This window comes from Flavobacterium sp., assembly GCF_043780635.1.
In the GTDB taxonomy this organism is placed as follows: domain Bacteria; phylum Bacteroidota; class Bacteroidia; order Flavobacteriales; family Flavobacteriaceae; genus Flavobacterium.
Genome location: NZ_JAYWCK010000023.1, coordinates 29,415 through 53,774, shown reverse-complemented (window position 1 = coordinate 53,774; position 24,360 = coordinate 29,415). Strand labels below are relative to the sequence as shown.

Sequence of the window (24,360 nt, the reverse complement as noted above, 5' to 3'; positions counted from 1 at the left end):
TCGAAAGTGGTCATAAAACGTAATTTTTGTGCAAAGGTACGTTTTTTATAAGGATGTAAGCTTTTCTTGTTTTTTTGATATTTTATTTGAATTTTAATTTCCAAGAAACACTAATGGTATAAAACCATAAATAATTCCCTGAATCAAAACTTTTTTCCTGATGTGTAATACCTAATTGGGTTCCCCAGGAACTTTGTTTATTGTGATTCGAAAAATAATAGTCTACTTTGAATTTTTGAGATTTTAAAGTGATTATTTGAATAGCATTTAATTGAGTATTGAAATGATTGTCTTCCGGAGAATATCCAACACCTAATGAAAAGCCTATATAATTATCGGCATCACTTTTATACTTTCGATACCCTAAAGTCCCTGAAGCGCTTACTCCGGAATTATTAGGTGTTATATATGGGCGTAAAGTCCAATAATCATTTCCATGGTACCATCCAACGGATCCCGTATAAATTGTTGTTGTAGTACTATATTGTAGCCCTTTAATTCCTATGGAAACTTCAAAACTATTGGGAAGTGATTTGTACACTTCAACTCCATATCGGAAATCTGGGAATAAAAATGAATTGGAAACACCAAAATTAAGATAGCCATATACGCCTTTTGTGATTTTGGGGTATAAGTCTACTTCATATTGAGTTCCGTTTTCATTAAACCTTCTGTCTAAATTTATTCGTCCTATAATACTACCATATTTTGTTTGTCGACTATAAGAAAATGAATTGTAAAGCATTGGATTAAATTTTTCTGAATACAAATCAATTGAAGATTTTAATTCAATAGAGTTTTTTCTTAGCTTTTCGTTGAGACTGATTTTATACTCTTTTGCTTTTTGATCTTCTGGATTTTTATCTAAAATCATTTGAATAGTATTAAAGGCCTCAATGGGATTGTTTGTTTTTTCTTGTGCACCAGCCTTTAAATATAAAATTTCAGAATCTTCAGAAAATTTTTTTAAAGCTTCAGTTGTCATCTCTAAAGCAGAATATGGTGAGTTTCCCCAAATTTCGTTATTTATTGCTGCTATCCAAGTGCTTTTTCGTTTGATATCTCTATCCAAAATATAATCAAACTCTTTTTTTGCTTTTTTATATTCCCCATCCCAGGAATAAGTAGTACCCAAAAATTCTCTAACATCAAGGTAATCGGGATATTTAGATAGGATAAGTACTAAAGTATCTTGTGCTAGTTTTCTCTGTTGATTAAATGCTAAATCACGTGCATTTTTGAAGGCAATGTCAGGGTCGCCATTGATTTTTTTTACTTGACAAAATGACAAGGAGTAACATGAAAAAGTCAATAATATCGTGAGTTTAATAACTATTTTTGAAATCATTATTTTAATTTTTTTTATGGAGTCCGGTAGTACTATACAATTTTAGCCCAGTTTTTTTAATAATGACTGATAATAAATTTTGATATATCATCATTTGTCAGGAATCCGTGTATTAATATTGGTTTTTCATTTGAATTAATCAACTTTTTTAACGCAGCTAAGTCCTTCTGATTAAAAGTTGGAGATAATGGATAATGGATGTAATTCATAGAATAATTTGTAAAAAGTTTTTTTTCATTAACAATCCATGGTTTGTTTTCTTTTACATTATTGTCAAGCGTAGAAATTACTGTTTTAAAATCGTTGAGAATAAACATGATAAATTCATCATCAGTTGGGTATGGAGTTAAATATACACCTTCTTCCAATTTAAAATATTTCCCTCTGGTCCAGGTAGGAAGTTCTTCAATTTTGCGAATATTTGAGGTTACTTTTGTATTATTTTTAGCGCCATATTTTTTAGCAACAGATTTAAAAATATTTACCCGGTCGCGCCCAAGATAGCAATGTACATAATAAAGACCTTTTTCATTTTCGATAAACTTCTTTGCAACTTGAAGTGTTTTTTCATTTTTAGAAATCCAAGGCATCATAGGCATATTAATTAACTTGATACCGTATTTTTTAGTAAGTTCACTTTCGTCTTTCATCAAAGCGGGTTCAGCTGGAATTACCATTTCATTCAATAGTGAAATTATGCCATCATATCCTTGTTCTTTTAGAGATTTTATCATTTCTTCGTTTGGATATGAGCCATAATCAAATTCCAGATGGTCATATTTATCTTCCTGATTTTTTATATTGGTTGTTAAATTCTCTCCGGAATAACTTATCAACCATTGTGGATTAAAACTAAAAATATAGACTGATGCTAGCATAATAAAACTTAATATTCCCAGAACAAACCTTTTTACAGATTTGTTTTTTGATCCTTTTATTAACCTGTTGAATAAAAGTGCCAGAAAAAAAGAAGCAATTATATAAACGATGATGATCAGTTTTCCTAAAATATTTTCTTTAGACATTTCCATATTTGTTGAATGCGAATATTCGGCCAACCATTTTGAAGGACCTGCCAATAACACCCATAAACCCAAAGGGAACCCAATGCACAGCCAAAAGTATAAGAATAAGATTACTGATTGACTTTTATTTTTATTTTCCATACTGATATTAATTTAAAGAAAAGATTATTTATAACAGAAAAGTAGAAAAGTCACATGAATATACTCTTTACCTATTTGCTGTAATAACCCTCTTTTCATCTATTTCATCTAATTTTCGACCTTATTATTAATTCCTTTTCGAACCATTTTTCCCCATTTTTTCTTTTTATTAAAATAGTAATCTATATTTCCTATAATTGCTGAATATAGTATAACTGGATGATTCACTAAAGGTTCCAGGATAGCTATCAATACTAATTTAAAGCCTGTAGCCTTCTTTTTATATTGATGAAAAGTAAGTTCTTCCGAAACAATTGCCACTATAGAAAACAGAACCGAAAATAAATAGGCCATAATAATAAAAGCTAAGGCATAATCCCATCTTACTTTATTAAGAAATATAAGAATTCCAAAAAAAATAATACCAGCAACTTCTATAATTGGAGCCATTCTTTCGAAAAAGAACCAATAGGGATAACTGATAAGTCCTAGGGTTTTATATTTAGGATTAAAGCCTATTTTGCGGTGTCTTTTAAGTGTTTCGATAGTTCCTCGAGTCCATCTGTTTCTTTGTGAAATAAATGTTTTATAATTGTGTGGAGCTTCTGTCCAGCAAAGAGGGTCTGGGATATAAGCTACTTTGTATTTTTGTTTTGTGTCTTCTAAATATCGTCTCATTCGCACAATGATCTCCATATCTTCCCCGACAGTATTTGTGTCGTAACCACCCACTTTAATGGCTAATTTTTTATCAAATAAACCAAAGGCTCCTGAAATAACCAACAAACCATTTAGTCTGCTCCATGCCATTCTTCCCAATAAAAAGGCTCTAAAGTATTCTAAAATTTGTCCTTGTTCTAACCATGTTTTAGGAAAGTTAACATCAAGTAATTTACCATCCTTGACAGTACATGAATTGGCTATTCTTATTACTCCCCCTGCCGCAATTACTCTAACGTCTGTTGATTCTAGAAAAGGTTTGATCATTTTTTGAAGAGCATCTTCCAATAACAAACAATCTACATCTATACAAGCAACATATTTGCTTTTACTCACATTCAATCCCGTATTTAAGGCATCTGCTTTTCCTCCGTTTTCTTTGTCAATGACGGTTAATTTATCAAATGCAGGATTTGTAGATTTATAAATGCCCTTTCTTACTGGTTTTGTTTTAATCTGTTCATTGATGTAATGGTCTTCTATTTGAATCAGGTCATATGCTTCAATAAGTTTGCTTAAGCTATCATCTTTACTTCCGTCATTTACAATAATAACATCATAATTCACATAATGACTCGATAATATGGAACGAACATTTTCAACAATGTTCAAACTTTCATTGTAGGCAGGTGCTATAATTGAAATTGAAGGAGTAAATGTCGAAGATAATATTTCCTTGTAATTAACAAAGCTATTTTTCTTAACATATTCAATTGTTTCGATAGCCGAAATTATCGCTAATATGACATAAGATGCAATTGCAGTTAAAGAAAAAATAAGAAAGAAATAATGAATGATTGTCATTATAATTTGTAATGTACTTGTATCCATGCTCAATTCGTTTTACGCGGTTAATGATTTATTTAATTCGGCCTCATTTAACCCACCCTCTTCAAAATTGATGCTTTTCAAAATTTCACATACTAATAAGTTAATTTCAAAATTTTCGTGATGCAGGTGTTCCTGTAAAAAGTGTTTGTCATTATTATCATATACATTTTCTATCATTTTGAGAAACGCGATTTGTTCTTCATCGCTACGTTCTTTAAATTTATTTTTCAAAATGTTTTTAACTTCAAAGATGTTCAAATGACTTAATGCAGAAATTGCATTGATCCTTATGTCTTCACTCTCATGATTCAACAGTTCGATTAGCTCTTCTTTTGCCTCAAATTGATTGTAAACTTTAGCAAGTTTTAAAGCAAATAGGACCACAGAATCATTTGAAGATTTTAACCATGGTTTAATATCTACAATTTGCGCTTCATTGTTAAGTTGAAGGACTTCCAGCAATTGAATCTGATCCCATTCAGATAAGGAGGTTTCTAAAACATTCAAAAATTCAAGTCCCTTAAAAGCGTATAAATGAACTAAATATAATTGCATTTCTTTACGAACTTCTCTTTTCGGATGGTTGATGTTGTTCATTATTATTTTATGAACTGACTTTATTTTAAATTGTGTCAGTTCCCTGATTCCGGTAGCGATAACATCCCATTTTTTATTTCTGAGTTTGGCTAAAGAGTAACGCAAAAGTCCCAGCTTAATGAAGAGTGTATCGACAGATTCGCCCATTTCACCAGATATCTCATTTCTTAACTTCAATAAAGTTGAAATAATAATTTTCCTTTTAAATGGATCAGCTACACATTTTTTTAATTCATTGATAATTGATTGTTGCTCTGGGCTAAAGGCCTCATCATAATTTCCTGCATACAAATAGGTTACAAGATATAATTCATATTTCTCTTGATACTTAGCCTCTATCTTTTCATTAACTCTTAAATGGTTTCTTAAGTATTTAAGGTAAATTATTAACAATGCAATAAATATGAAAAAAATACCGCTTAGGCCCCAAACCAATTGGATTATTGATGAAGAGTGTTTTAAAGATTCTAAAAAATGTAGGTTATTGTTCAAATTTGGTGGCTTATGTTATTTTTGAAATATTAAATCAGTAATCTTTTTACCCTGATGACTAATTCATGTGGACTAAAAGGCTTACTCATAAAATCAGTAGCTCCTAAATCAAATGCTTTAAGTACGATTTCTTCTTGCCCAGCTGACGAAAAGACTATTATTGGAGTTTGTATATTCAATTTGTTTCTTACATGACTGATTACCTCTAATCCGCTGACAAAGGGCATCATAATATCGGTCAAAATTATTTCTGGATTATGCTCTTCTATTAATTCGATTGCTTGCTTTCCATCTACAGCAATAAGAAGTTTATACCCCTCTTTTTCTAATCTAAATTTCAGCAGCAATGAGAGGACTGAATTATCTTCGGCTAGAACAATTTTTTTAGTACTATTCATTTTGTTATTATTTGAAATGGGTAAATTCAGATATAAAGTACCAGAAAATAATTTGTTAATGGTTTTTTATTATTTCCATTTTTTATTTTCTTCTATATTAGGTTCGGCATTGTAGGATTTGATTTTTAACTGGATCTTGGCTTTTTAACTTTAATTAATTATTGATAATATTTACCAAATTTAATATATATATTTTTAAAATATTCGATAAAATGCAAAAAATATTCGATAAAATGCAAAAAAAATAAATTAATATAAAATTATTACTACATAATTTCTAAAAAGGTGTCTTAATTATTTTGTGAAGTGGATTTATTTCCTAACCATATTCCTTTTACGTTTACCGAAATAACCTTATCAAAAATAGCTTCGGGATAATCAACAATTGGCATTACTACGCCTTCGATTCCTGCATTATTGAAAAACACATCAATTTTACCAAATAATTTTACGGCCTCATTTACATAACGTTCTACATCAGCCGCCTTCGAAACATCAGCAACACAATATTCTACATTTTCGCTGTTTAATTCACTCACGATTTTTTTCAATAGATCTTCACTTATATCCACCAATAAAACTTTGGCACCTTCTTCTAAAAATAACTTCGCAGTAGTTTTTCCGATACTGCCAGCGCCACCAGTTATAATGGCTACTTTGTTTTTTAATTGTTTCATGATTATTATTTATTTTTTTATTGAAATAATATAAATTCACTTTGTCAGTTAATCAAAAGTTGCAATGTTTTGGTTCTGTGTTGTAGAATGTATTACAAACAGGACAAACAAAATATTTTGAAGGCAAGCTTGTTTAAGGGATGCTATTGATGTAACCCAAAGCTTGTTCAAAAAATATTTTTTAGCTCTATCTTCTTAGCTAAAAAGGCATAAAAGGGCAGTTTGATTATTTGCAGTTTCAGTTTTTTTTGTAAAACCAGGATACATTGTTTTAGCTAAATAGTCTTCTCCAATGATATAGTTAAGCAAATTTTTATTTGTTGTTTTTACATTGTATTCAGAAGTTTTTATAGGAATTATTGAACTAGCATCTTTAGTTCCAGCTTTTTGATTTGCGGACTGAATATTTTCGGATGTTTCACCTTCATTGATGCTAATTGAAGATGAAATCGAAAGCTAGGTATTTTGTGTTTTGTATGTTGTTTTTTTTAATTTTTTCTACTCCTGCTCCTTAATGCTATTATAATTACAACAATTATAACAATAGAAATTATCCAAAATCCATAACCCATTCCCCAATTCATTCCCCAAGAATTATTGTTCATCATATTATCCATTTTATTCTTAAATTAATTTGTAACTGATTTGTTACTTTACAAAGTTCAGCAATCCTAAAACAAAAAATCTTATACAATATTGGAAAATAGTTTCATGATTTACACATTTAATTTGTAAAAAATTGTTCTAAACTTGCTGCGAAGCAGCGGACTAAAATAGTCCAAAAGTCAGAGTTAATAATGTTGGAATGGTGTTTAGTAATGGGTACGAAGAAGGGAGACTTCATTAGTTGAGAATTAAATTAGTATTTCTCTTTATTTTTTTCTGTGACTATAACAAAAATATATTTTTACCATAAAATTTAATTAATTCAAAATAAAAGAAATTTTACTTGTCTTTTACAAAAAGAACTACTTAAAACCCCTCAAAAACACCCAGTCCAAATAAGGCAAAATCATATTTTACAGGATCATTTGGGTCGAGTTCGCGAAGTTTCGCATCTAATTCAGACAAAGCTTTTCCGTCATTTTGTTTACGGGTGAGCAAGCCTAGTTTTCTAGCCACATTCCCGGAATGCACATCAAGCGGACACGAAAGTAGAGAAGGGGATATGCTTTTCCAAATTCCCATATCAACACCTTTATTGTCTTGTCGGCACATCCATCTTAGATACATATTGAAAAAGGTAATTAAGGTAGCTTCTTTACGATGCAATTCTTTCCTTCAATTGTTCAATTGTAGTAATTCTTCCAGTATCAATATCCAGTTGTATAAAAGCTTTTTTCAGATACCTTATGGATGAATTAGCAAGTATTTCTTTCAAATTATCAGGTTCATTTTCCTTCTCTTTTTCTAATTGTATCAACTTGTTTCTTCTAATTTCCGAGTTAGCAATAAACTTATCAGCAACGGCATTAGCTTCATCCAAATCATAAACAAACGGTTCTATTGGTTCGATTTTAAAGCCATATAAGCCATCATCAGAAGCCTTATATGCAATATTGATTTCATTCGATAAACCTTCTTTAAATCCATTGTTTAAGTCGCACACGAATGCTTTAAAAGGATTCCAGTTTCTCTTGATTGTAGGTACTGACATACTTATTTTAGAAGCTATTTTTTTCTGGGTAATAATACCCTCAATTTCAAAATTCCAATCTTCTATTGCATCATTAATAGCTTGTTGAGTTCTATCGGTTTTAAATTTACCCATTAATACAGCAGTAGTCTTTTGTTTTTCTTTTGCGGTTAATTTTGTTTTTGGATTGAAAATAATTCTTCTTTCTTTATTAAAATTGGCAACAAGTGTGTTTTCTTCTCTTTTTTTCAGTACTCTTTTAATGATATGGGTTAATTCAGATTCACTTATTCTTGGTATACAATACAGGTTTATTTTGTCAGAACAAGCTTTTAAAAACTCTTTACCACCATAAGGATTCAATAGGGCATATTGTGATATTATTGTAAATACTGTTGAATTACGTTTTCCTTCTTCAATTAATAAAGGAATAAATGGAATGCATAATTTTTCCTTGGTTTTAAATAATATATATTCATTTTCATTATCAATAAAGTAATCACCTATGTTATTGAATCTTATTTTATTTGATTTTAAAAAGGTATCATTTACTTCTATACACCCTTCTCCCTTTTTTTTTATAACACTAGATGATACCTTTTTATTTATTGCTTGAAAAATAATAGAATTTTTATTTTCATAAAGATTATTATCAAATGATAATACAGTTTGTTGGGTAGCTTTACAAGCATTCATATCTACTTTTAAACCTAATAAACCGCTAATGGCAATGTAATTATCTTTGAAGTTGTCTAGTGTTAATCCATCAACTTTAACTAGAATTCCTAATCCAGTTTCTGATAATGATTTCCAAGATGCAAAGATGTAAGGATTTGTGGTGTCAATTTGAGTAGCACCATCAACATCCAAATATATTAGTCCAGTTGGTTCAATGATATTGTCATTGGTTGCTTTGCCATTAAATTTAAAGTTAAATCGAATTGTGGGTATTTTTGAGATTTTTATATCTGCATATAATGATGATGACCTGCCTAGTTTTCTTAGGTCTAAAATAGTATTCAGATTCTCGTCACCATTTTTGATTGTTGAAAGAGCTTCATCAATCGTTATGTTTTTTTGTACAAATGAATTTTGTCCATTTTTAAATTTGTTGATTGTAAACATTAAAATTTATTATTTCTGCTTTGTTATTTTGTTTCTGCTTTGGGTGCAGAAACCAGATGTAGGTGTCGACTCCTATTTTATCATCTGGATACCCATAAAAATCTATTTGACCTTCATAAATAAATATACTTAATCTGAAAAAAAAGTAAATAGATTTGGTATTTCTAATGGATTATTCCATTTTGAATTATTCCCAACCAAGATGAGTTGGGAATAGCAATGTTTTTTTTGAATATTAATCATCAAGATTAATATCCTTCATTCTTTTGTAAAAGTTTGGATTGAATTATAAGTTCAAATCTTAAAACAGGCTAAGCACCTTTTTGGGTTCAAGATTCTTTATTTATACCAGATGCAAATCAAGAAAACCAGCATCTATTTAGTGATATTCTCAAATATACACAATTAGGCTCATTGGCACAAGCGAAATTGGGATTATTATCGGAAATGAATAGCATATCACCCCTTATGGGGAGTCCTACCCTCGTTGTCCGCCTTTCCAGGGTGGGTGTATGGCTATTATATGGGCTACGATGATTTCCATCTATTTTTTTACCAAAATTTTTTTCAATTCAATTTCTCAACTCTCTTTTTCAAAAAATTATTTTTTTCAAAAAATCTATAAAAAATAGTTCCTTTAGATAATAATTGAAAATATTTTTTTGATAAAACACACGTTCATACTATACAGATAGACACGTTCTAGCTATAAGGGTTGATAGAAAAAAACCCTGTTTTTGATACTAAAATCAAGGATTCCTTTGGATAGGCTCGTAAACGTTTATATTATATTGATTTCAAAATAAAAATCGATTGTATTTCTATAATCAAAATAGATAAAACAATCGATTAATTATAAATTACATACGTTTACTAATTCACATCTTTATATTAAACAAAATCTTCCTACTTTTATAAAATGATAAAGACTATAATTGTTGACGATGAATTTAACGCCAGTGAGTTTCTTGAAAAACTATTATTGCGTTATTTTCCAGATAAATTCTTAGTTCTTGAAAAATGCGAAAGTGTGGATGATGCAATTCTTGCCATTGAAAAATTCAATCCTGAATTAGTTTTCCTTGATGTTCAAATGCCAAACAAAAATGGTTTTCAGCTATTGAAAGAATTAAAAACTATCAATTTTGAGGTTATCTTCACAACAGCACATTCTGAATTTGCCATTGATGCCATCAAATGCAGTGCTTTGGATTATCTGTTAAAACCCATAAATTACATTGATTTATTAGGAACCGTAAAAAAATATGATGAGAAACTAAATAATGCTTCGCAACAGGAACGATTGTTGTTGCTGATTGAGAATTTAGATATTGGAAATTCTCAATACAATAAGATAGCATTACCCACGGAAACAGGTTATGAATTAATAAAAACCAATGCTATATTATACTGTGAAGCTGATTCTAACTATTGTAAAATTGTTTGTTTAGATGGTAAAAAAATTGTCTTGTCAAAAACTTTAAAATTTATTGAAGAACTTCTTCCTACTTCAATTTTTCAACGAATTCACAAATCTTATTTAGTAAATCTAAATTACGTTACTCGATTTAACAAAACCAATGATTTAATTGTGGAGCTTGCTAATGGTGAATCTTTGCCAGTATCTATCCGAAAAAAAGAAGATTTCATCAATGCTATTATTAAAAAGAAATAATTTTTTGGTTGTTCTTCTGCTGTTTCTTGAAATAGTAGTTGCACAGACCATTCCTAGTAAAAACATCACTATTAATGATGGTTTACCTAGCAATGGTATAAAATGTTTTTTTAAAGATAGTAGAGGTCTATTATGGATTGGAACTGACGGTGGTTTATGTTGCTTTGATGGTACGACTTATAAAGTTTTCAACGAAACAAATGGATTAAAACACGATAAGGTTTGGTCTATTGTAGAAGATGAAAACAAGAATATCTGGGTGTCACTTTACAGGAAAGGATTAGCAAAATACGATGGCAAAAAGTTTACCTACTATGATGAAAAAGACGGATTAGTAAATAATTCTATCCGTAAAATTCATTATTCAAAAAAGTATAAATGTTTGATACTAGCAACTGAAAACGGTCTTGGAATTTTTGACGGTAAACAGTTTAAATCCTTTTTAAAAAAGAATAATGAAAAATTTCAAATCGTTGGTATAGATGAAACGGCTGATGACATATTTATCACATCTAGCCATTTTGGAGTTTATAAACTTTCGATTAATTCGAATATCAAAAAATCAAAATTGGAAAGTACATTTTCCACTAGAGTAAGTTACTCATCTTACATATCGAACAACACTTATTATAGTGGTAGTGCTGACCATAATCTTGTTCTAAAAAATATAGTAAATTACAAGGAAAAATTAATTCCTTGTCCAATTGTTTGGGATTATGCAAAAGACTCACAAAACAATCTCTATTTTACTACTTGGAATGTTACAGACCCAAATGGGGGGTTGTTTAAATATTCTAATAATACGCTGACTAATATTACTCAACAAGCACATATTACATCCACTGCTTTATGGTGTTTATTTTTCGACAAAGAAACGCAACAACTTTGGGTGGGTTCGAATGACAAAGGAATTTTTTGTGTAGATTTAAGTAGAAGGATTCAATTCTTTGAACCATCTTTTTTTGGATTGAAAGAACTGCAAATTCAGGAATTGTATAGTGATACCAACAATAACATTTGGATTGGAGCAAAAGACAATATTATAATTCTTGACAAGGATTTACGCTACAAAACATTTGATATTTCAATTATTTGGAAAAAGCTTTCCCTTTATTTCAAACAAAAAGGGATGAGTAAAATTGAAGAAGATTTTCGTGTTTATGGTGCAAGAGATGGTTTTACATCGTTTAATATTGTACCTGATAATGAAGGAAATACTTGGGTGAATAACACTTGGGGTGTTTTTTGTTTTGATAAGAATTATGAAATTCGATTTTTTCAATTTTTTGGTGGTGGTGGACACTTAGTTTTTGACAATAAAGACCAAGCCTATTTTGGCTATATGTATTCCGATGTTTTATTTATGCCAAATAAATTTGATTGGACTACTCCTCTACAATTAGACGGTAAGAATTCATCAGTACCAAGCGATATAACAAAAATTGTTAAATACGGTAATACAATTTGGTTTGCAACAAACTCCAAAGGATTGTTTTTTCTCCAGAACGGTATTTTTTCTTCATTGAATTTCAAAGGAATGTTCAAGGAAAATAACATCACGGACTTGATTATTAATGATGAAGGTCAATTGGTCATTGGAACAAACAGCGGAAGGGTTTATATCGCCAAATGGAATGGCAAAAGCCTTGATATTTTACACATTTATGTACCTAATAAAGAAATTTACGGCACTTCTGTTTCCTTTGTAGAACAATCAAAAGGAATATATTTTATTGGAACTAATAAAGGAATCAATGTAATTAAAAATAATAAATTCGTTAAACTTATCAATAAATCCGAAGGCATTGAAGATATTCAGTTTAACGATTGCATCAAGGATAAAAATGAAAATTTATGGGTTGCCACTAATAACGGATTGATACAATTGAATGTAGATGAATTTTCTAAAAGTGTAAAAACCAGTAACACACCAATACGAATTACTTCGATTAAAGTCAATGGAAAATTATATTCAATAACGGATTTGTTGATGCGTTGGGGCAGTTATGAAAACAATAAAATAAAACTCGATTACAATCAAAATGATGTGGAGTTAACATTTGCATCTAACAATACATTCAATGCTGATAAGAATTTATTCCGATATAAAATTGTTGGGTTATCAGATACTTGGAGCGATTTTGAATCCAATGGAAGAATCCAATTATTAGGAATTCCAAATGGAAAATACAAGTTGTTATTAGAAGGTAAAAACATAGGAACTGGAGAAATTTTTCAATCAAAAAACCTTGATTTAGTTATCACACCCCCTTTTTGGAAAACTTGGTGGTTTATTTTAGGCAGTATCATTTCACTTTCTTTTATTGGTTTTGTAGTCTATAAAAGGAGAATTCAAGTTGTACAAACGCAAGAAAGAGCAAAATCAGAAGTTCAAAAACGTTTGGCAGAAACTAAAATGGAAGCCTTACAAAGCCAAATGAACCCTCATTTTATCTTTAATGCTATGAACTCTATTCAGAATTATATCATCGATAATAACACCGATGATGCGTTGATGTATATGGGTGAATTCTCTAAACTGATTAGGCAAACACTTAATAATTCTTCACAACAAAGGATTACATTGACAGATGAGATTCAGTATTTACAATCCTATATAACGCTTGAAAATATGCGTTTCAAAAACAAGATAAAATTGGAACTTGTTCTTGATGATGATTTGGATTTATTTGAAACCGAAATTCCGCCTATGCTTCTGCAACCATTCATAGAAAATGTGTTTGTTCACGCTTTTGATTCTAATTCAAAAAACCCGACACTTACACTTTTTTTAAAACAAACAGGAAATTATCTTTATTGTGAAATTAAAGACAATGGCAAAGGAATGGCTACTGAAAACCTGAACAAACTCAATACTTCAAAAGGGATTAAATTAGCGAAAGAACGCATCTCTTTATTTCAACAAGACACTGAGAATGCAGTCACTATTTCTTCAACTTTAACAGGAACTACGGTTGTTTTAAAATTAAAAGCAATTTTTATTTAGGTTTGGCTTAAAACTTGAACAATTCAATGTAATTTATCTGTAAAGCATCGCATATTTTTTCTAAAGTTGAAAGGGTCGCATTGGCTCTTCCTGCTTCTAACCTAGACATATTACTCTTCTCAAAATTGCATTTTGCAGCCAAATCCTGTTGAGATATTTTTTTCTCAATTCGTATCTCTTGGATTCGTTTACCAACCTTTTCTTGTAAGGATTTTTTCAATTTTGAATTATCTTTTATGATAAGTCAAATTTTGTTATATATTTGTTTAATTCAGTTATCGTAAAAGATAACTTAAATAATTATGATTTTCAAAACGATAAATCACGAAAAGCCTGCGATAACTAATTCTTAATTTTTTGACAATTTTTTTGATGTAGGTTTGAGGTAATTAACAAATAAAAGTTTAATAAAATGAAAAAATTACTATTATCGGTTATCATTATTACGATGATGGTGTCTTGCTCAACAAATGAAACAGGAGCACCCGCACCTGTATCTGTGCCAGCACCTATACCTATACCAGTACCTGCTCCAGTACCTGCTCCAGTACCAGTAATAGTAAATCAGACTTGGAATTATATTTCTCTTGGGAAAAATTCCAGAATTTATTTAAAGAATGATGGGACAATTTGGGGGGTTTGGGGTAACTCTTGTGGGCAATTAGGATTGGGTGAAAGTGTAATGCGTAATGGAACAATAAAAACACTAACAAAAATTGGAATCGATTCAGATTGGAAATATGTGCAGACTGATGATTCAGCTACGTTTGCCATAAAAAATGATGGTACGTTATGGACTTGGGGAATTTGTAACACTATTGTGTATGATACTGAAACGAAATACATTAATAAATACATCCCAACCAAAATAGGAACTGATTCAAATTGGAAGTCTTTGTTTTATACAAATTCCACATTACTCACAATAAAAACAGACGGAACTCTATGGGAATGGCTACCAAATGGAAAAAAAGTGGATAGAGGAGATGGATATATGGTCGATGTAATCAGTCCAAAAAAAATTGAAGGAATTTCAAATTGTCAGTCTGTAACTTTTACTTATACTTCAACTTATGTGATAAAAACAGATGGTTCGCTTTGGGCTTGGGGGAAAAATAACTATGGACAATTAGGAGATGGTACTAATATAGATAAAAGCCTACCTACTAGAATTGGAACTGATAATAATTGGAAAACTATTGTTTTTACTTTCGCCACACCATTAGCAATAAAAACAGACGGCACGCTTTGGGCTTGGGGATATAATGAATCTGGACAATTGGGAGATGGCACAAGTATAAATAAAAACATACCTACTAGAATTGGAATCGATAACAATTGGAAAACTATTGTATCTGGAGACAATTATTCTATTGGAATAAAAACGGATGGTACTTTATGGTCTTGGGGAAATAATACATATGGAGATTTGGGGGATGGCACTCGAATTAATAGAAACATACCTACTAGAATTGGAACCGATTTGGGGTGGCAATCAATTTGGATTGGAGTTAGAAGAACTACTGTCTTAAAAAATGATGGGAGTCTTTGGTTTTGGGGAGAAGGCAATTTTTTTGATAATTATGACAGACCACATCTTATGGCTACCGAAGATTATTGAAGATAAATGGAGTTAAATATTTATGTTGAAATAAATCCAGAATTAATTAATAATTCAAAATCATTTTATTATGAAAAAATTACTATTATCGGTTATCATTATTATGATGATGGTGTCTTGCTCAACAGAAGATACTAAAACAAATACATCAAGCCTAATTATAGGTAAATGGAGTGTTGAGAAATCTACTGACCCCACATATCAACCTTGTGATTTTTCAGGATGGGACGAATTTAAAGAAGGGGGTGCTTATAGCAACTATGATAATTGTAGCAAAAGCACAACAAGCGGGTCGTGGTCAATAAATGGAGATAATTTAACAATGATTATGCAAAGTTTTCCCATTCCATTTACGGGTAAAATTATCTCTCTCACACAAACATCTATGGTGTTGAGTTTTGTTCCTTTTGGTAGTGCTACCGCAGAGCAAACAACTTTTAAGAAGATTAATTAAAACTATGTGGAAAATTTTAATGTCCTGTTTTTAAACATTGTATCCAATAAAATCCAGTATAGATTCATCACAACCAGACGGTGCAATTACGCTTTGGAAATTAACATATAAATATAAAAAAAATGAAAAAATTAATATTAGTATTCGTTTTGGTGTTTGCAACATCAATTAAATTATGCGCACAATTTTCTTCTGAGGTATTACGTGGTATTAATCCAACAAAAGGTATTGAATATAATACAAATTTGTTATTGCAAAACGGATTCACAAAGAGCAGATTATCACACCCCATTTATTTTGATTATGAAAAAAATTCTGAAAAAGTTAGGATTTCAGAATCTGAAATTGATTACAAAATCGAAGTAGAACTTAATGAAATTGAATACTATATTAAAGAATTAGTTACACGTTTTGCTCCAAAAAATCGCAAAAGTAAGGTATATAAGCTTCCAGGGAAAAATACAATGCACACTATTTTAATAAATAATAATTTGTTGCTTATTATTAACGGTACTCCAAGTTTTAGGGATAAAACAAAAGGCATTGTTTCTTACAGTATTTCAAAGGTCTAAAATTTTTGTAACTAGATATTTTTATGCTATAATTCTTGTAGCAATAATGAAAGTAAATCAAGGTGTTTATTAGTAAATTCTTAATATGAAAAACAGTTGTCTTAAAATTATTTACGCATACCTAATTGTAGCCTTTTTCTTTTTAGTCTTTGGTTGTGGAAAAACAAGCTCTAGTCAAAATAGCACTTCTGATTCCATCAATTCACAAGTGGTAGATTCATCTTCTTCCAAAACTGAAAATGCACCCTATCAATCTACTTGTGCCAATTGCGAAAAAAATATTAGTGGATATGGTTATAAAATGATTTCAGAAGGCAATTGTATTCCCTGTGAGGAAGAAAATTTAACGGATTGTGTCTTTTGTAGTGAAGCTTGTGGAATAGAAAAAGACAAAAAGACTACTGATAGTTACAATAAAATCCTCAATGAACACGGATATAATTCTATAAGTAACGATGAAAAAAGCGACAATCAATCTAACACGGATTGTTCATTTAGTAGTGATAACGATGTTCTGTCTTATTTGATTGGCAAAACATTTATCCAGCAAGGTGGCGGTATTGAAATTAGATTTAATACTGATGGAGCCATAATTTCTGGAAAAGAAGAATATCAATGGCAAACCTACAAATCATTAAGTGGTTACAAAGGCTATGTCAAATTAGCAAGTATAAATCCATCACACCCAGACGGTACAATTACGCTTTGGGTTTCTTGTCGAGAAAATTCTGTAACCGATGGACAAACAGTCTTATTATACAATTAATTATAACCTTGAAAAATATGAAGAAATTAATAGTATTAACAATATTTCTGTTTTTGACAGTATTGGCAGTTGCCCAGACAAAAACCACCACATATAAAAACAAAAGTGGCAATCCTGTTGGTTATTCAAAGCAAACAGGAAACAAAACAGTTTATTATGATAAATCACATAATAAAACTGGAACTTCAAAAGAATCTAAAAATGGCACTACCACATTTTACAACAAACAAGGAAACAAAACTTCAACAAAAAAGGCGAAATGAAAAAACTAATATTCACTGGAATTATACTCGTTTGGAATATAATAACATATTCACAGAATGTAATCAGACATACTGTTTTGAATGGGGAAACCAAATATTCCATTTCAAAACAGTATGGTATTACTATATCAGAATTAGAAAAACAAAATCCTCAATCAATCCCTGATATAACTGTTGGACTTAATTTATTAATTAAAAGGAATTTCCCGAAAACAGATAAAATTGTTGCCAAAAATTTAGACTCAATTGCAAGGGCAGAAATTTTGCAAGAATATATTAATACTCAAGGTAAGAGTAATACATCACCAATTGCCCAATTAAAAACTGACATTAAAGAAACTAATCCTACACCAAAAGCAGAAATTATTAAAGAAAAAGCACAAATAAAATCCAAATTAGGCATTCAAGAATTTGATTCTAATAATGGCGACCTAAGGAATGCTATCCCAATAGACAATACTTTTGAAAACAAAATTATAAGTTATTTGCCAAACTTTGATGGAAACTCTTGGGGTTATAGAGGAAGGACATATTATATTACGATTGGCAATACAATTAGCACTATTCAAAAAAAAGGAAGTCACGTCACAAATATTTTTACCAATGAGGAATTTCAGTTCAATGAAGATGATATGGATTTTACAGATAGTTATAATCGAGATTCTGATTTCTCTCTCAGAACTATTCACATAGAAAAACAAACAACATCAAATGGAAACAGAATTATATTTAAAAAATTGGTTTTTAACGCTACAAAAAATTGTCTTGAAAATCAAGTATATCCTTTATATGAAACATTTGAGTATAAATTCAATGGGAATATAGAAACCTTTGAAATAAATTCATATAAAGGTGGAAATTCCACATTTGGATTTATTGCTAAGTCAACTTACACAAAAAAAAATTACCTGTTCGTTTACCAAACAACTTTTAAAAAGTTGAAAATATATGATTTAAGCACTTTGAATATAACTAATAAAAATATTTATAATGTCAATAATTGTTCAATTCATAGCATTATAGATGACAATGTTTTTCTTCAATTTGGAGATAAAATCCTTCCTGTTATTATCAAGACAGATATTGGAAAAGTACTTGAAAATTCCCAAATTAGGTTAGGTGGATATGATGAAACTCTAGGTTGGCTAGGAAATATATTTAGTTTATGGGATAAATCTCAAAAGCAATTAAAAGGATTCGTTAATGTGTTTCCTGAGCAATTCAATATTAAAAACCTAAATTATAAGGTAAAGCTATATGATAAACAGTTTAATTTGGTTTGGGAATCTACATTATCAGATATTAAAATTACTGACATACACGAATCTAATGGTTATTTAATAATTGGAGGGTTTACGTTATCAAAAGGCTATGTTGGATTTGCTAACCCTAGAATAGTTGTAATAAATAAAGCTACAAAACAAATAACTTATGACAATGTAATACCTCTAAAATATGGTGAAATTAATAATATATCCTCTGATATTAATGGTAATATAGAGCTTACAATTGATATTTGGAATGTAAAACTAAACGGATATAAACACGATTATTTAGTTCCAAAAATTATATTAGACGAACTTGATTCAAATGGAAAATTTGTAAATAATTTATTTCAATAATGAAGGATTCTTTTAAAAAAAAAACAAGATGAAAAATAATAATCCAAAGCCAAAATATAAAGTTGGAGAAAAAGTTAAAATTGAAAACATCTCTGAAGAGTATGTTGTTTTAAGTTCAAAAAACAATTTAGACGGAAAGGTCATTTATGATTTGCTTCCATTTTATTTTCTAAAATGTGAAGATGTGAGGGAAGACTACATAACTGGTATTGACTCATTAACTTCCCATCAAATAAACGTAGAAGATATATTGGAAATAACTGTACAAAAAATTAACCCATCAAATTGACTGGAATTGAACTTAATAAAATTTAAAAAAGCAATAAACCTTAATAAATTATCAAATGGAAGAAATTAAACTGAAATTACTAGAAAAATACAATTCAATAATTGAGGAATTAGAGAAGATAAATCTACAAAATGAGAAATTCTTAAATGACGCAACAACAAATAAAGATGTTACAGAAGCAGATATGGTTACACGTATGACATTTGCAAAGGATAATTATAGACGTCTTCAGTTTGCAATAGCAGAAAGAGAATCAATAATTAAATAATACGAAACCCTTCCTCTCCCTTCTCGAAAAGAAAAACTGACCTCTTTTCGAGAATGGCTGAATGGTTAAGGCAGTAGATTGAAAATCTACCGAGCCCAGCAATGGGTGTGCGGGTTCAAATCCCGCTTCTTCCGCTGTTCTAGGGGCAAGTATTGGCTTGCCTCTTTTTTATTTTCATTTTGTGAGTTAAACAATAGTTTTTCATTAATACGTTGATTTTAAAATTGATAATTTTCGGCAAATTTTTCCCAGTCAAATAATCCAATACCCGAAACAATTATTTCTTCAATGTCTTTGCCCTTTGGCTCATCATCAATCCATATTACAATTATCGAACTCCCATCATATTGTTTTTCTTTGTCGTCAATTGATTCAGCCATTAGCCACGCTGAATAAGTTATTGGTTTTAATACCTCATTTGAAAGATACCAATCTTTTCTATCAAAAACAGCTCTTCTTTGTCCCCAATTTTTTGGATAGGAAATGTTTTTTATGATTTCTTCATTAATTTCTTTCGATGGCTCTCCCGTCAACAAACCACCGTATGTTTTAGTAAAATGAAAGGCTTCAATCGTTATGATTTTACCTGTTGCCAATTTTATTTTCAGATTTTCCATATTCAGATTCCTTTATCTATAAATATCAAATAAGTCACAAAAAACGAAAAAAAACTAAACATTGAAAAATGCAACCAAGCAGGATTTCTAATATTGTGCATTTTTAGATTATACTTATACGCTATACAACCGCTACCAAATCGAATCCAGTAAAATCAAAACTATTTATTGTGCAAAATATACTATCCTAAATTTGCACTATCAAACTAAATTTTGTACCTTTGGTTTATTCAAAAATTCATAATCTATGAAAAAAGGACGTTATATCCGCCAAAGTTCAACACAACAATCAAATTTGAGACAATTATACAAAGCCCATCCCGATGAAACTTTATTTGTTGATATTATTAGTGGCTCAATACCATTCGGAGATAGACCAGCTGGTAAAAAATTGATTGAAGCGATTGAAGCTAATACAATCAACTATGTCTCTTTCCATGATATTTCCCGTGCTGGAAGAGATACTATAAATGTACTTCAAACATTAAAGTTTTTATTTGATAAAGGTGTAGTTGTTAAAGTCGATAATCTTGGTTTAGAATCAATGATAAATAATAAACCGAATCCTATTTTCAACTTGATTATAACTGTACTTTCCGAGATAAATTCACTTGAGAAAACTACACTTTTGGAGCGTCAAAAAGAAGGGATTGCTGCTGCAAAGAGAAAAAATCCAGATACTTATAAGGGTAGAGTTCTTGGAACTGTTGATACAGAGGATGAAATACTTTCAAAACATAAAAGAACTGTGAAAGCAATGAAAGCAAACCCAACGCTATCCCTACGACAGATTGCAAAACTTGCATCGGATTCAGATTATAAAGTTTCGGCTAATACTGTAAAGAAGGTAAAAGGAATAATGGAAAAAGAAAATAATATATGATTGAAAATAAATCAAAAGCCTTCAAAAATGCCAAGTCCAAAGAGTGCAAAATCATATTTTACGGGGTCATTGGGGTCTAACAGTCGTAATGAATTATCAAGTTCAAGTAAAGCTTTATTATCATTTTGTTTTCGATTCAAAAGACCCAATTTACGTGCCACATTACCAGAATGTACATCTAACGGACAGGATAACTTTGAGGGAGATATGCTTTTCCAAATCCCTAAATCAACACCTGTATTATCATTTCGCACAAACCACCTAAGGCACATATTTATTCTCTTTGCAACCGAACCTTTATCAGGGTCTGCAACGTGTTTTCTTGTTCTAGCTAAATGTGGAATTTCAAAGAAAATTTCATTAAGAGCGTGAATGGCTGGTTGAAGGGAAGTTTCAGTTTGATTTTGAATGAAAATACTCTCCAAGCCACCTTTATTGGTGTAAATGTGTTTTAATGCTTTAATAAAATATTTAAAATCATCCGCATTGAAAGTCCTATGAACAAATCCATCCAATCTTTCCAACTGATAATCATTATGAGTCATAACAAAGTCATAAGGTGAATTACCTAATAAATCCATCATTCTATGACCGTTTTTAGTAATCATCTTACGATTTCCCCAAGCAATACTTGAAGCTAGAAACCCTGCTATCTCAATATCTTCTATTAAAAAATAACGATGTGGAATACTTATAGGGTCTGGCTCTATGAAGTCGATGGTATTATATTGAAGCACTTTACTTTCAAGAAAATCCTTCAAATCAGTATTATTCAACTCCATTTTTCAATTACTTAAAATTTAATACAAATATAATCTACTATGATTATAATTAAGAACTAATTTTTTTAAATACTACACTAATTAACTGAATCAATTATTTCTATATTTGTGTTCTTCATAAATAACAGTTGATTTATATGTTAGGAATTTATACTCGAATAAGTGGTAAAAAAGTAGATGGTAAAGATACTTCAATTGAAATCCAAACAATTGAAGGTATCAAAGTAGCAATTAAGCTCGGTATGAATTATAAGATTTACACCGATAAAGGCATTTCTGGAACTAAAGATGAAATTGAAGAAAGACCAGCATTTGCTGAAATGTTGAAAGATATTGACAAAGAAATATTAACGGCTGTATATGTGATTGACCAGTCAAGATTAGAACGTAACACTAATATCTGGCAAATGTTTCAATTTCTTGTAAACAAAAAAGATATTAAATACTATCCAAATGGCGTTTTAACTGATTTAACTGACCCAAATATTAAATTTGCAACTGGCATATTGTCTCTTACAAATCAATTATTTGCAGAACAAACCAGAAAGAAAGTTAATGAAACATTTGATTTACGTGCTTCAAAAGGATTAACCCATGGTGTCTTACCTTATGGCTATAAAAAAGGTATTGATAAAAAGTATGAAATAGATGAAATTGAAGCCGTTAATGTTCGTAGAATGTTTGAATTGTCACTGAGTGGTATAGGGACTTATACCATTGCTAATATTTTAAATGGAGAGGGCATTCCAACAAAGCATAAAAATATCAATGGTAAACCATCTCACATTAGATATGATAAATATACACGTGAAGCCACAACATTTGAACGCAAAAATATTATTTGGCGAGGTACTGTTATTTATGATATGTTAAAAAATACAGTATATAAAGGGATAAGGGTCTGGAACAAAAAACCAAAAGGAAATAAAGTTACTATTGAAGTTGATGTTCCTGCCATTATTGATGTTGAAACATTTGATAAAGTAAATCGCAATTTGATTAATAATAAACAAAAAGCAGGCAAAAGAAGTGAATTTAATTATTTATTAAATGGGTTGGTATTTTGTGGTAATTGTGGTTTAGAATACCGAGGTAAAAAACGGTTAGTAACAAAAGATTCAGCTTATAAATGCAAAGCCGTAGGTAAATGTGCAGATAGTCGTGGTATAAGTATCATTAGATTTGAAAATTTCATCATTCAACATTTGTTTTTAAGCAAAGACTTAAAAAATCTATTACTATCATTACCTGTTAATACAGAACAAAGCGTTGTTTTAAAAAATAAACTTATTCAAGTTGAAGGTGATTTGGTAACGAAAATTAAATTACGGGATAAACTTTTAAATATATTAACTGATGTTGAATTAGAGGATGACGTTGCCATTAATGATAAATATAAACAAGCTAAACGTGATATTGAAATATTATCAAATAACATTGATATTTTAAAGGTTCAGATATTAGAAGCGGATAATCAATTTGCAAAAATGAAGGTTGAAAATGCTATTAATGAATTCAAGTTAACAACCAATTTCGAAGATACAAAACGGTTAGTACATTCGCTTATAGAACGTATAACAGTAACTCATAAAAAATTAGACCGTGGCGGAATATTCTTTGTTACAATAAAGTATAAAGGATTTGAAGAAACTTCAACATTCACTACTGATTGGTTTACCCTTAAATGGAATTGGATATATTATTCAAGGACAACAGCTACTAATGAACAACAACGCATAGAAGATATTCAAGAGAGAAAAGATTATTTTGATTTTCGAGGTATAGAATATACTGACGCTGACTTTGAAGATTTAACTTTTGATGGTCAAGAAAGCATATCTGCAATGCAAAATGAAATAATATTAGATAATGATAACTTAATATCATTCAATTGATTAAGGCATTAATAAAGACTGCCTTAATTGACTGATTCAATATATTAATTCGTTTCGCCGCAGAACCATTCATCGGGTCTGAAATATGTTTTTGGGTCCGGTTTTGATGTGGGATTTCGAAAAATATTTTCTTGAATTCAGAAATGCTTTTTTGCATTGAATTCAATTCTTGGTGTTTGGCAAAAACAGCTTCTAGTCCGTTGTAGTCTTTATAAATGTGTTGTAAGCCTTTAATAAAACTGGCAAAATCCTGTCCATTAAATGTTCTGTGAACAAAAGACTCTAACCGTTCTAAATCATCAACATTATGTGACATCACAAAATCATAAGGAGAATTTCCCATCAAATCCATCATCTTGTGTGCGTTTTTGATAATCATTTTGCGATTGCCCCAAGCGATTGTAGCACTCAAAAAACCAGCAATTTCAATGTCTTCTTTTAGAGTAAATAAGTGCGGAATTTGGACTGGATCACTTTCGATAAAGTCCAGCGTGTTGTATTGAAGTACTTTTTCGTCGAGGAAAGATTTGAGTTCGGAGTTTGTCATAATTGGCACACGGATAATACAAATGTGACTGATTTAAACGGATTTTTTCTTATTTCTTATTTCTAAAATCTGAGACCTGCAATCTGCAATCTGCAACCTGCAACCTGCA

Annotated in this window: 22 protein-coding genes and 2 pseudogenes; 12 read left to right on the top strand and 12 right to left on the bottom strand. The window is 30.2% G+C overall.

From position 1 onward, the window contains the following. Nucleotides 1-82: 82 nt before the first annotated feature. From ACH2BV_RS01905 to ACH2BV_RS01870, 8 genes and pseudogenes are all read right to left on the bottom strand, one after another. On the bottom strand, nucleotides 83-1,348 hold the full coding sequence (locus tag ACH2BV_RS01905; RefSeq protein ID WP_395048889.1) for a YaiO family outer membrane beta-barrel protein: 1,266 nt from the start codon (nucleotides 1,346-1,348) through the stop codon (nucleotides 83-85). A 56-nt stretch (nucleotides 1,349-1,404) separates the two neighbouring features. Next, complete coding sequence (locus tag ACH2BV_RS01900; protein ID WP_395048887.1) at nucleotides 1,405-2,514, bottom strand: hypothetical protein; 1,110 nt, start codon at nucleotides 2,512-2,514, stop codon at nucleotides 1,405-1,407. 108 nt (nucleotides 2,515-2,622) lie between these two features. Continuing rightward, nucleotides 2,623-4,065 carry a glycosyltransferase gene (locus ACH2BV_RS01895; RefSeq protein ID WP_395048886.1) on the bottom strand — a complete coding sequence of 481 codons (1,443 nt, stop codon included), beginning with the start codon at nucleotides 4,063-4,065 and terminating at the stop codon, nucleotides 2,623-2,625. A gap of 12 nt (nucleotides 4,066-4,077) precedes the next feature. Then, a complete protein-coding gene (locus ACH2BV_RS01890; RefSeq protein WP_395048885.1) occupies nucleotides 4,078-5,154 on the bottom strand; it encodes a HEAT repeat domain-containing protein in 1,077 nt (358 codons plus the stop codon). 29 nt (nucleotides 5,155-5,183) lie between these two features. Further along, on the bottom strand, nucleotides 5,184-5,552 hold the full coding sequence (locus ACH2BV_RS01885; RefSeq protein ID WP_395048884.1) for a response regulator transcription factor: 369 nt from the start codon (nucleotides 5,550-5,552) through the stop codon (nucleotides 5,184-5,186). 290 nt (nucleotides 5,553-5,842) lie between these two features. Next, nucleotides 5,843-6,229: an SDR family NAD(P)-dependent oxidoreductase gene (locus ACH2BV_RS01880; protein ID WP_395048883.1), complete on the bottom strand. Its 387-nt coding sequence runs from the start codon at nucleotides 6,227-6,229 to the stop codon at nucleotides 5,843-5,845. Nucleotides 6,230-7,201: 972 nt separating this feature from the next. Beyond that, nucleotides 7,202-7,465 (bottom strand): annotated as a pseudogene (locus ACH2BV_RS01875) (DUF2400 family protein); the annotation flags it as partial. 25 nt (nucleotides 7,466-7,490) lie between these two features. Continuing rightward, nucleotides 7,491-8,990 (bottom strand): hypothetical protein, encoded by a 1,500-nt coding sequence (locus ACH2BV_RS01870; RefSeq protein WP_395048881.1) that lies wholly within the window; start codon nucleotides 8,988-8,990, stop codon nucleotides 7,491-7,493. A 919-nt stretch (nucleotides 8,991-9,909) separates the two neighbouring features. On the opposite strand from ACH2BV_RS01870, the gene ACH2BV_RS01865 reads away from it, so the two are divergent. Together ACH2BV_RS01865 and ACH2BV_RS01860 are read left to right on the top strand one after the other, a co-directional pair. Continuing rightward, nucleotides 9,910-10,665: a LytR/AlgR family response regulator transcription factor gene (locus ACH2BV_RS01865; RefSeq protein WP_395048879.1), complete on the top strand. Its 756-nt coding sequence runs from the start codon at nucleotides 9,910-9,912 to the stop codon at nucleotides 10,663-10,665. Then, a complete protein-coding gene (locus ACH2BV_RS01860) occupies nucleotides 10,643-13,672 on the top strand; it encodes a histidine kinase (protein WP_395048878.1) in 3,030 nt (1,009 codons plus the stop codon). Before ACH2BV_RS01865 ends, ACH2BV_RS01860 begins: the two co-directional genes overlap by 23 nt. Before the next feature lie 7 nt (nucleotides 13,673-13,679). On the opposite strand, the gene ACH2BV_RS01855 is transcribed toward ACH2BV_RS01860, so the two are convergent. Continuing rightward, nucleotides 13,680-13,892, bottom strand: coding sequence for a helix-turn-helix domain-containing protein (locus ACH2BV_RS01855; protein WP_395048876.1), 213 nt, complete (start codon nucleotides 13,890-13,892; stop codon nucleotides 13,680-13,682). 192 nt (nucleotides 13,893-14,084) lie between these two features. Between ACH2BV_RS01855 and ACH2BV_RS01850 the strand changes: the two genes are divergently transcribed. The 8 genes from ACH2BV_RS01850 to ACH2BV_RS01815 all read left to right on the top strand — a co-directional run bounded on the left by ACH2BV_RS01850 (nucleotide 14,085) and on the right by ACH2BV_RS01815 (nucleotide 19,527). After that, nucleotides 14,085-15,293: an RCC1 domain-containing protein gene (locus tag ACH2BV_RS01850; protein WP_395048874.1), complete on the top strand. Its 1,209-nt coding sequence runs from the start codon at nucleotides 14,085-14,087 to the stop codon at nucleotides 15,291-15,293. Between the two features lie 70 nt (nucleotides 15,294-15,363). Further along, on the top strand, nucleotides 15,364-15,747 hold the full coding sequence (locus ACH2BV_RS01845) for a lipocalin family protein (protein ID WP_395048872.1): 384 nt from the start codon (nucleotides 15,364-15,366) through the stop codon (nucleotides 15,745-15,747). Between the two features lie 122 nt (nucleotides 15,748-15,869). After that, nucleotides 15,870-16,319: a hypothetical protein gene (locus ACH2BV_RS01840; RefSeq protein ID WP_395048871.1), complete on the top strand. Its 450-nt coding sequence runs from the start codon at nucleotides 15,870-15,872 to the stop codon at nucleotides 16,317-16,319. Between the two features lie 85 nt (nucleotides 16,320-16,404). Beyond that, the gene (locus ACH2BV_RS01835) at nucleotides 16,405-17,085 is read left to right on the top strand and encodes a hypothetical protein (protein WP_395048869.1); all 681 of its coding nucleotides are present in this window, start codon (nucleotides 16,405-16,407) and stop codon (nucleotides 17,083-17,085) included. Between the two features lie 17 nt (nucleotides 17,086-17,102). Further along, complete coding sequence (locus ACH2BV_RS01830; protein WP_395048868.1) at nucleotides 17,103-17,348, top strand: hypothetical protein; 246 nt, start codon at nucleotides 17,103-17,105, stop codon at nucleotides 17,346-17,348. Continuing rightward, a complete protein-coding gene (locus tag ACH2BV_RS01825) occupies nucleotides 17,345-18,970 on the top strand; it encodes a LysM peptidoglycan-binding domain-containing protein (RefSeq protein WP_395048867.1) in 1,626 nt (541 codons plus the stop codon). The genes ACH2BV_RS01830 and ACH2BV_RS01825 overlap by 4 nt, the downstream gene beginning before the upstream one ends. A 28-nt stretch (nucleotides 18,971-18,998) precedes the next feature. Beyond that, on the top strand, nucleotides 18,999-19,259 hold the full coding sequence (locus tag ACH2BV_RS01820; protein ID WP_395048865.1) for a hypothetical protein: 261 nt from the start codon (nucleotides 18,999-19,001) through the stop codon (nucleotides 19,257-19,259). Between the two features lie 55 nt (nucleotides 19,260-19,314). Then, a complete protein-coding gene (locus ACH2BV_RS01815; RefSeq protein ID WP_395048863.1) occupies nucleotides 19,315-19,527 on the top strand; it encodes a hypothetical protein in 213 nt (70 codons plus the stop codon). Between the two features lie 218 nt (nucleotides 19,528-19,745). Here the strand turns inward: ACH2BV_RS01815 and ACH2BV_RS01810 are convergent, their stop codons facing one another. After that, entirely contained in the window at nucleotides 19,746-20,144 is a 399-nt protein-coding gene (locus tag ACH2BV_RS01810) for a hypothetical protein (protein WP_395048862.1), read from the bottom strand. Nucleotides 20,145-20,391: 247 nt separating this feature from the next. Between ACH2BV_RS01810 and ACH2BV_RS01805 the strand changes: the two genes are divergently transcribed. Further along, nucleotides 20,392-21,027, top strand: a complete 636-nt coding sequence (locus tag ACH2BV_RS01805) for a recombinase family protein (protein WP_395048861.1) — start codon at nucleotides 20,392-20,394, stop codon at nucleotides 21,025-21,027. 11 nt (nucleotides 21,028-21,038) lie between these two features. On the opposite strand, the gene ACH2BV_RS01800 is transcribed toward ACH2BV_RS01805, so the two are convergent. Beyond that, nucleotides 21,039-21,803 carry a TIGR02757 family protein gene (locus ACH2BV_RS01800; RefSeq protein WP_395048892.1) on the bottom strand — a complete coding sequence of 255 codons (765 nt, stop codon included), beginning with the start codon at nucleotides 21,801-21,803 and terminating at the stop codon, nucleotides 21,039-21,041. 143 nt (nucleotides 21,804-21,946) lie between these two features. Here ACH2BV_RS01800 and ACH2BV_RS01795 point away from each other — a divergent pair, with 143 nt between their 5' ends. Continuing rightward, entirely contained in the window at nucleotides 21,947-23,704 is a 1,758-nt protein-coding gene (locus tag ACH2BV_RS01795) for a recombinase family protein (protein ID WP_395048859.1), read from the top strand. A 40-nt stretch (nucleotides 23,705-23,744) separates the two neighbouring features. Here the strand turns inward: ACH2BV_RS01795 and ACH2BV_RS01790 are convergent. Continuing rightward, a pseudogene (locus ACH2BV_RS01790) lies at nucleotides 23,745-24,251 on the bottom strand (DUF2400 domain-containing protein); the annotation flags it as partial. Nucleotides 24,252-24,360 lie beyond the last annotated feature (109 nt).

Coding starts and splice junctions, on each gene's coding strand:
- ACH2BV_RS01905 (WP_395048889.1), bottom strand. CDS start 1,348: ATGATTTCAAAAATAGTTATTAAACTCACGATATTATTGACTTTTTCA.
- ACH2BV_RS01900 (WP_395048887.1), bottom strand. CDS start 2,514: ATGGAAAATAAAAATAAAAGTCAATCAGTAATCTTATTCTTATACTTT.
- ACH2BV_RS01895 (WP_395048886.1), bottom strand. CDS start 4,065: ATGGATACAAGTACATTACAAATTATAATGACAATCATTCATTATTTC.
- ACH2BV_RS01885 (WP_395048884.1), bottom strand. CDS start 5,552: ATGAATAGTACTAAAAAAATTGTTCTAGCCGAAGATAATTCAGTCCTC.
- ACH2BV_RS01880 (WP_395048883.1), bottom strand. CDS start 6,229: ATGAAACAATTAAAAAACAAAGTAGCCATTATAACTGGTGGCGCTGGC.
- ACH2BV_RS01870 (WP_395048881.1), bottom strand. CDS start 8,990: ATGTTTACAATCAACAAATTTAAAAATGGACAAAATTCATTTGTACAA.
- ACH2BV_RS01865 (WP_395048879.1), top strand. CDS start 9,910: ATGATAAAGACTATAATTGTTGACGATGAATTTAACGCCAGTGAGTTT.
- ACH2BV_RS01860 (WP_395048878.1), top strand. CDS start 10,643: ATGCTATTATTAAAAAGAAATAATTTTTTGGTTGTTCTTCTGCTGTTT.
- ACH2BV_RS01850 (WP_395048874.1), top strand. CDS start 14,085: ATGAAAAAATTACTATTATCGGTTATCATTATTACGATGATGGTGTCT.
- ACH2BV_RS01845 (WP_395048872.1), top strand. CDS start 15,364: ATGAAAAAATTACTATTATCGGTTATCATTATTATGATGATGGTGTCT.
- ACH2BV_RS01840 (WP_395048871.1), top strand. CDS start 15,870: ATGAAAAAATTAATATTAGTATTCGTTTTGGTGTTTGCAACATCAATT.
- ACH2BV_RS01835 (WP_395048869.1), top strand. CDS start 16,405: ATGAAAAACAGTTGTCTTAAAATTATTTACGCATACCTAATTGTAGCC.
- ACH2BV_RS01830 (WP_395048868.1), top strand. CDS start 17,103: ATGAAGAAATTAATAGTATTAACAATATTTCTGTTTTTGACAGTATTG.
- ACH2BV_RS01825 (WP_395048867.1), top strand. CDS start 17,345: ATGAAAAAACTAATATTCACTGGAATTATACTCGTTTGGAATATAATA.
- ACH2BV_RS01820 (WP_395048865.1), top strand. CDS start 18,999: ATGAAAAATAATAATCCAAAGCCAAAATATAAAGTTGGAGAAAAAGTT.
- ACH2BV_RS01815 (WP_395048863.1), top strand. CDS start 19,315: ATGGAAGAAATTAAACTGAAATTACTAGAAAAATACAATTCAATAATT.
- ACH2BV_RS01810 (WP_395048862.1), bottom strand. CDS start 20,144: ATGGAAAATCTGAAAATAAAATTGGCAACAGGTAAAATCATAACGATT.
- ACH2BV_RS01805 (WP_395048861.1), top strand. CDS start 20,392: ATGAAAAAAGGACGTTATATCCGCCAAAGTTCAACACAACAATCAAAT.
- ACH2BV_RS01795 (WP_395048859.1), top strand. CDS start 21,947: ATGTTAGGAATTTATACTCGAATAAGTGGTAAAAAAGTAGATGGTAAA.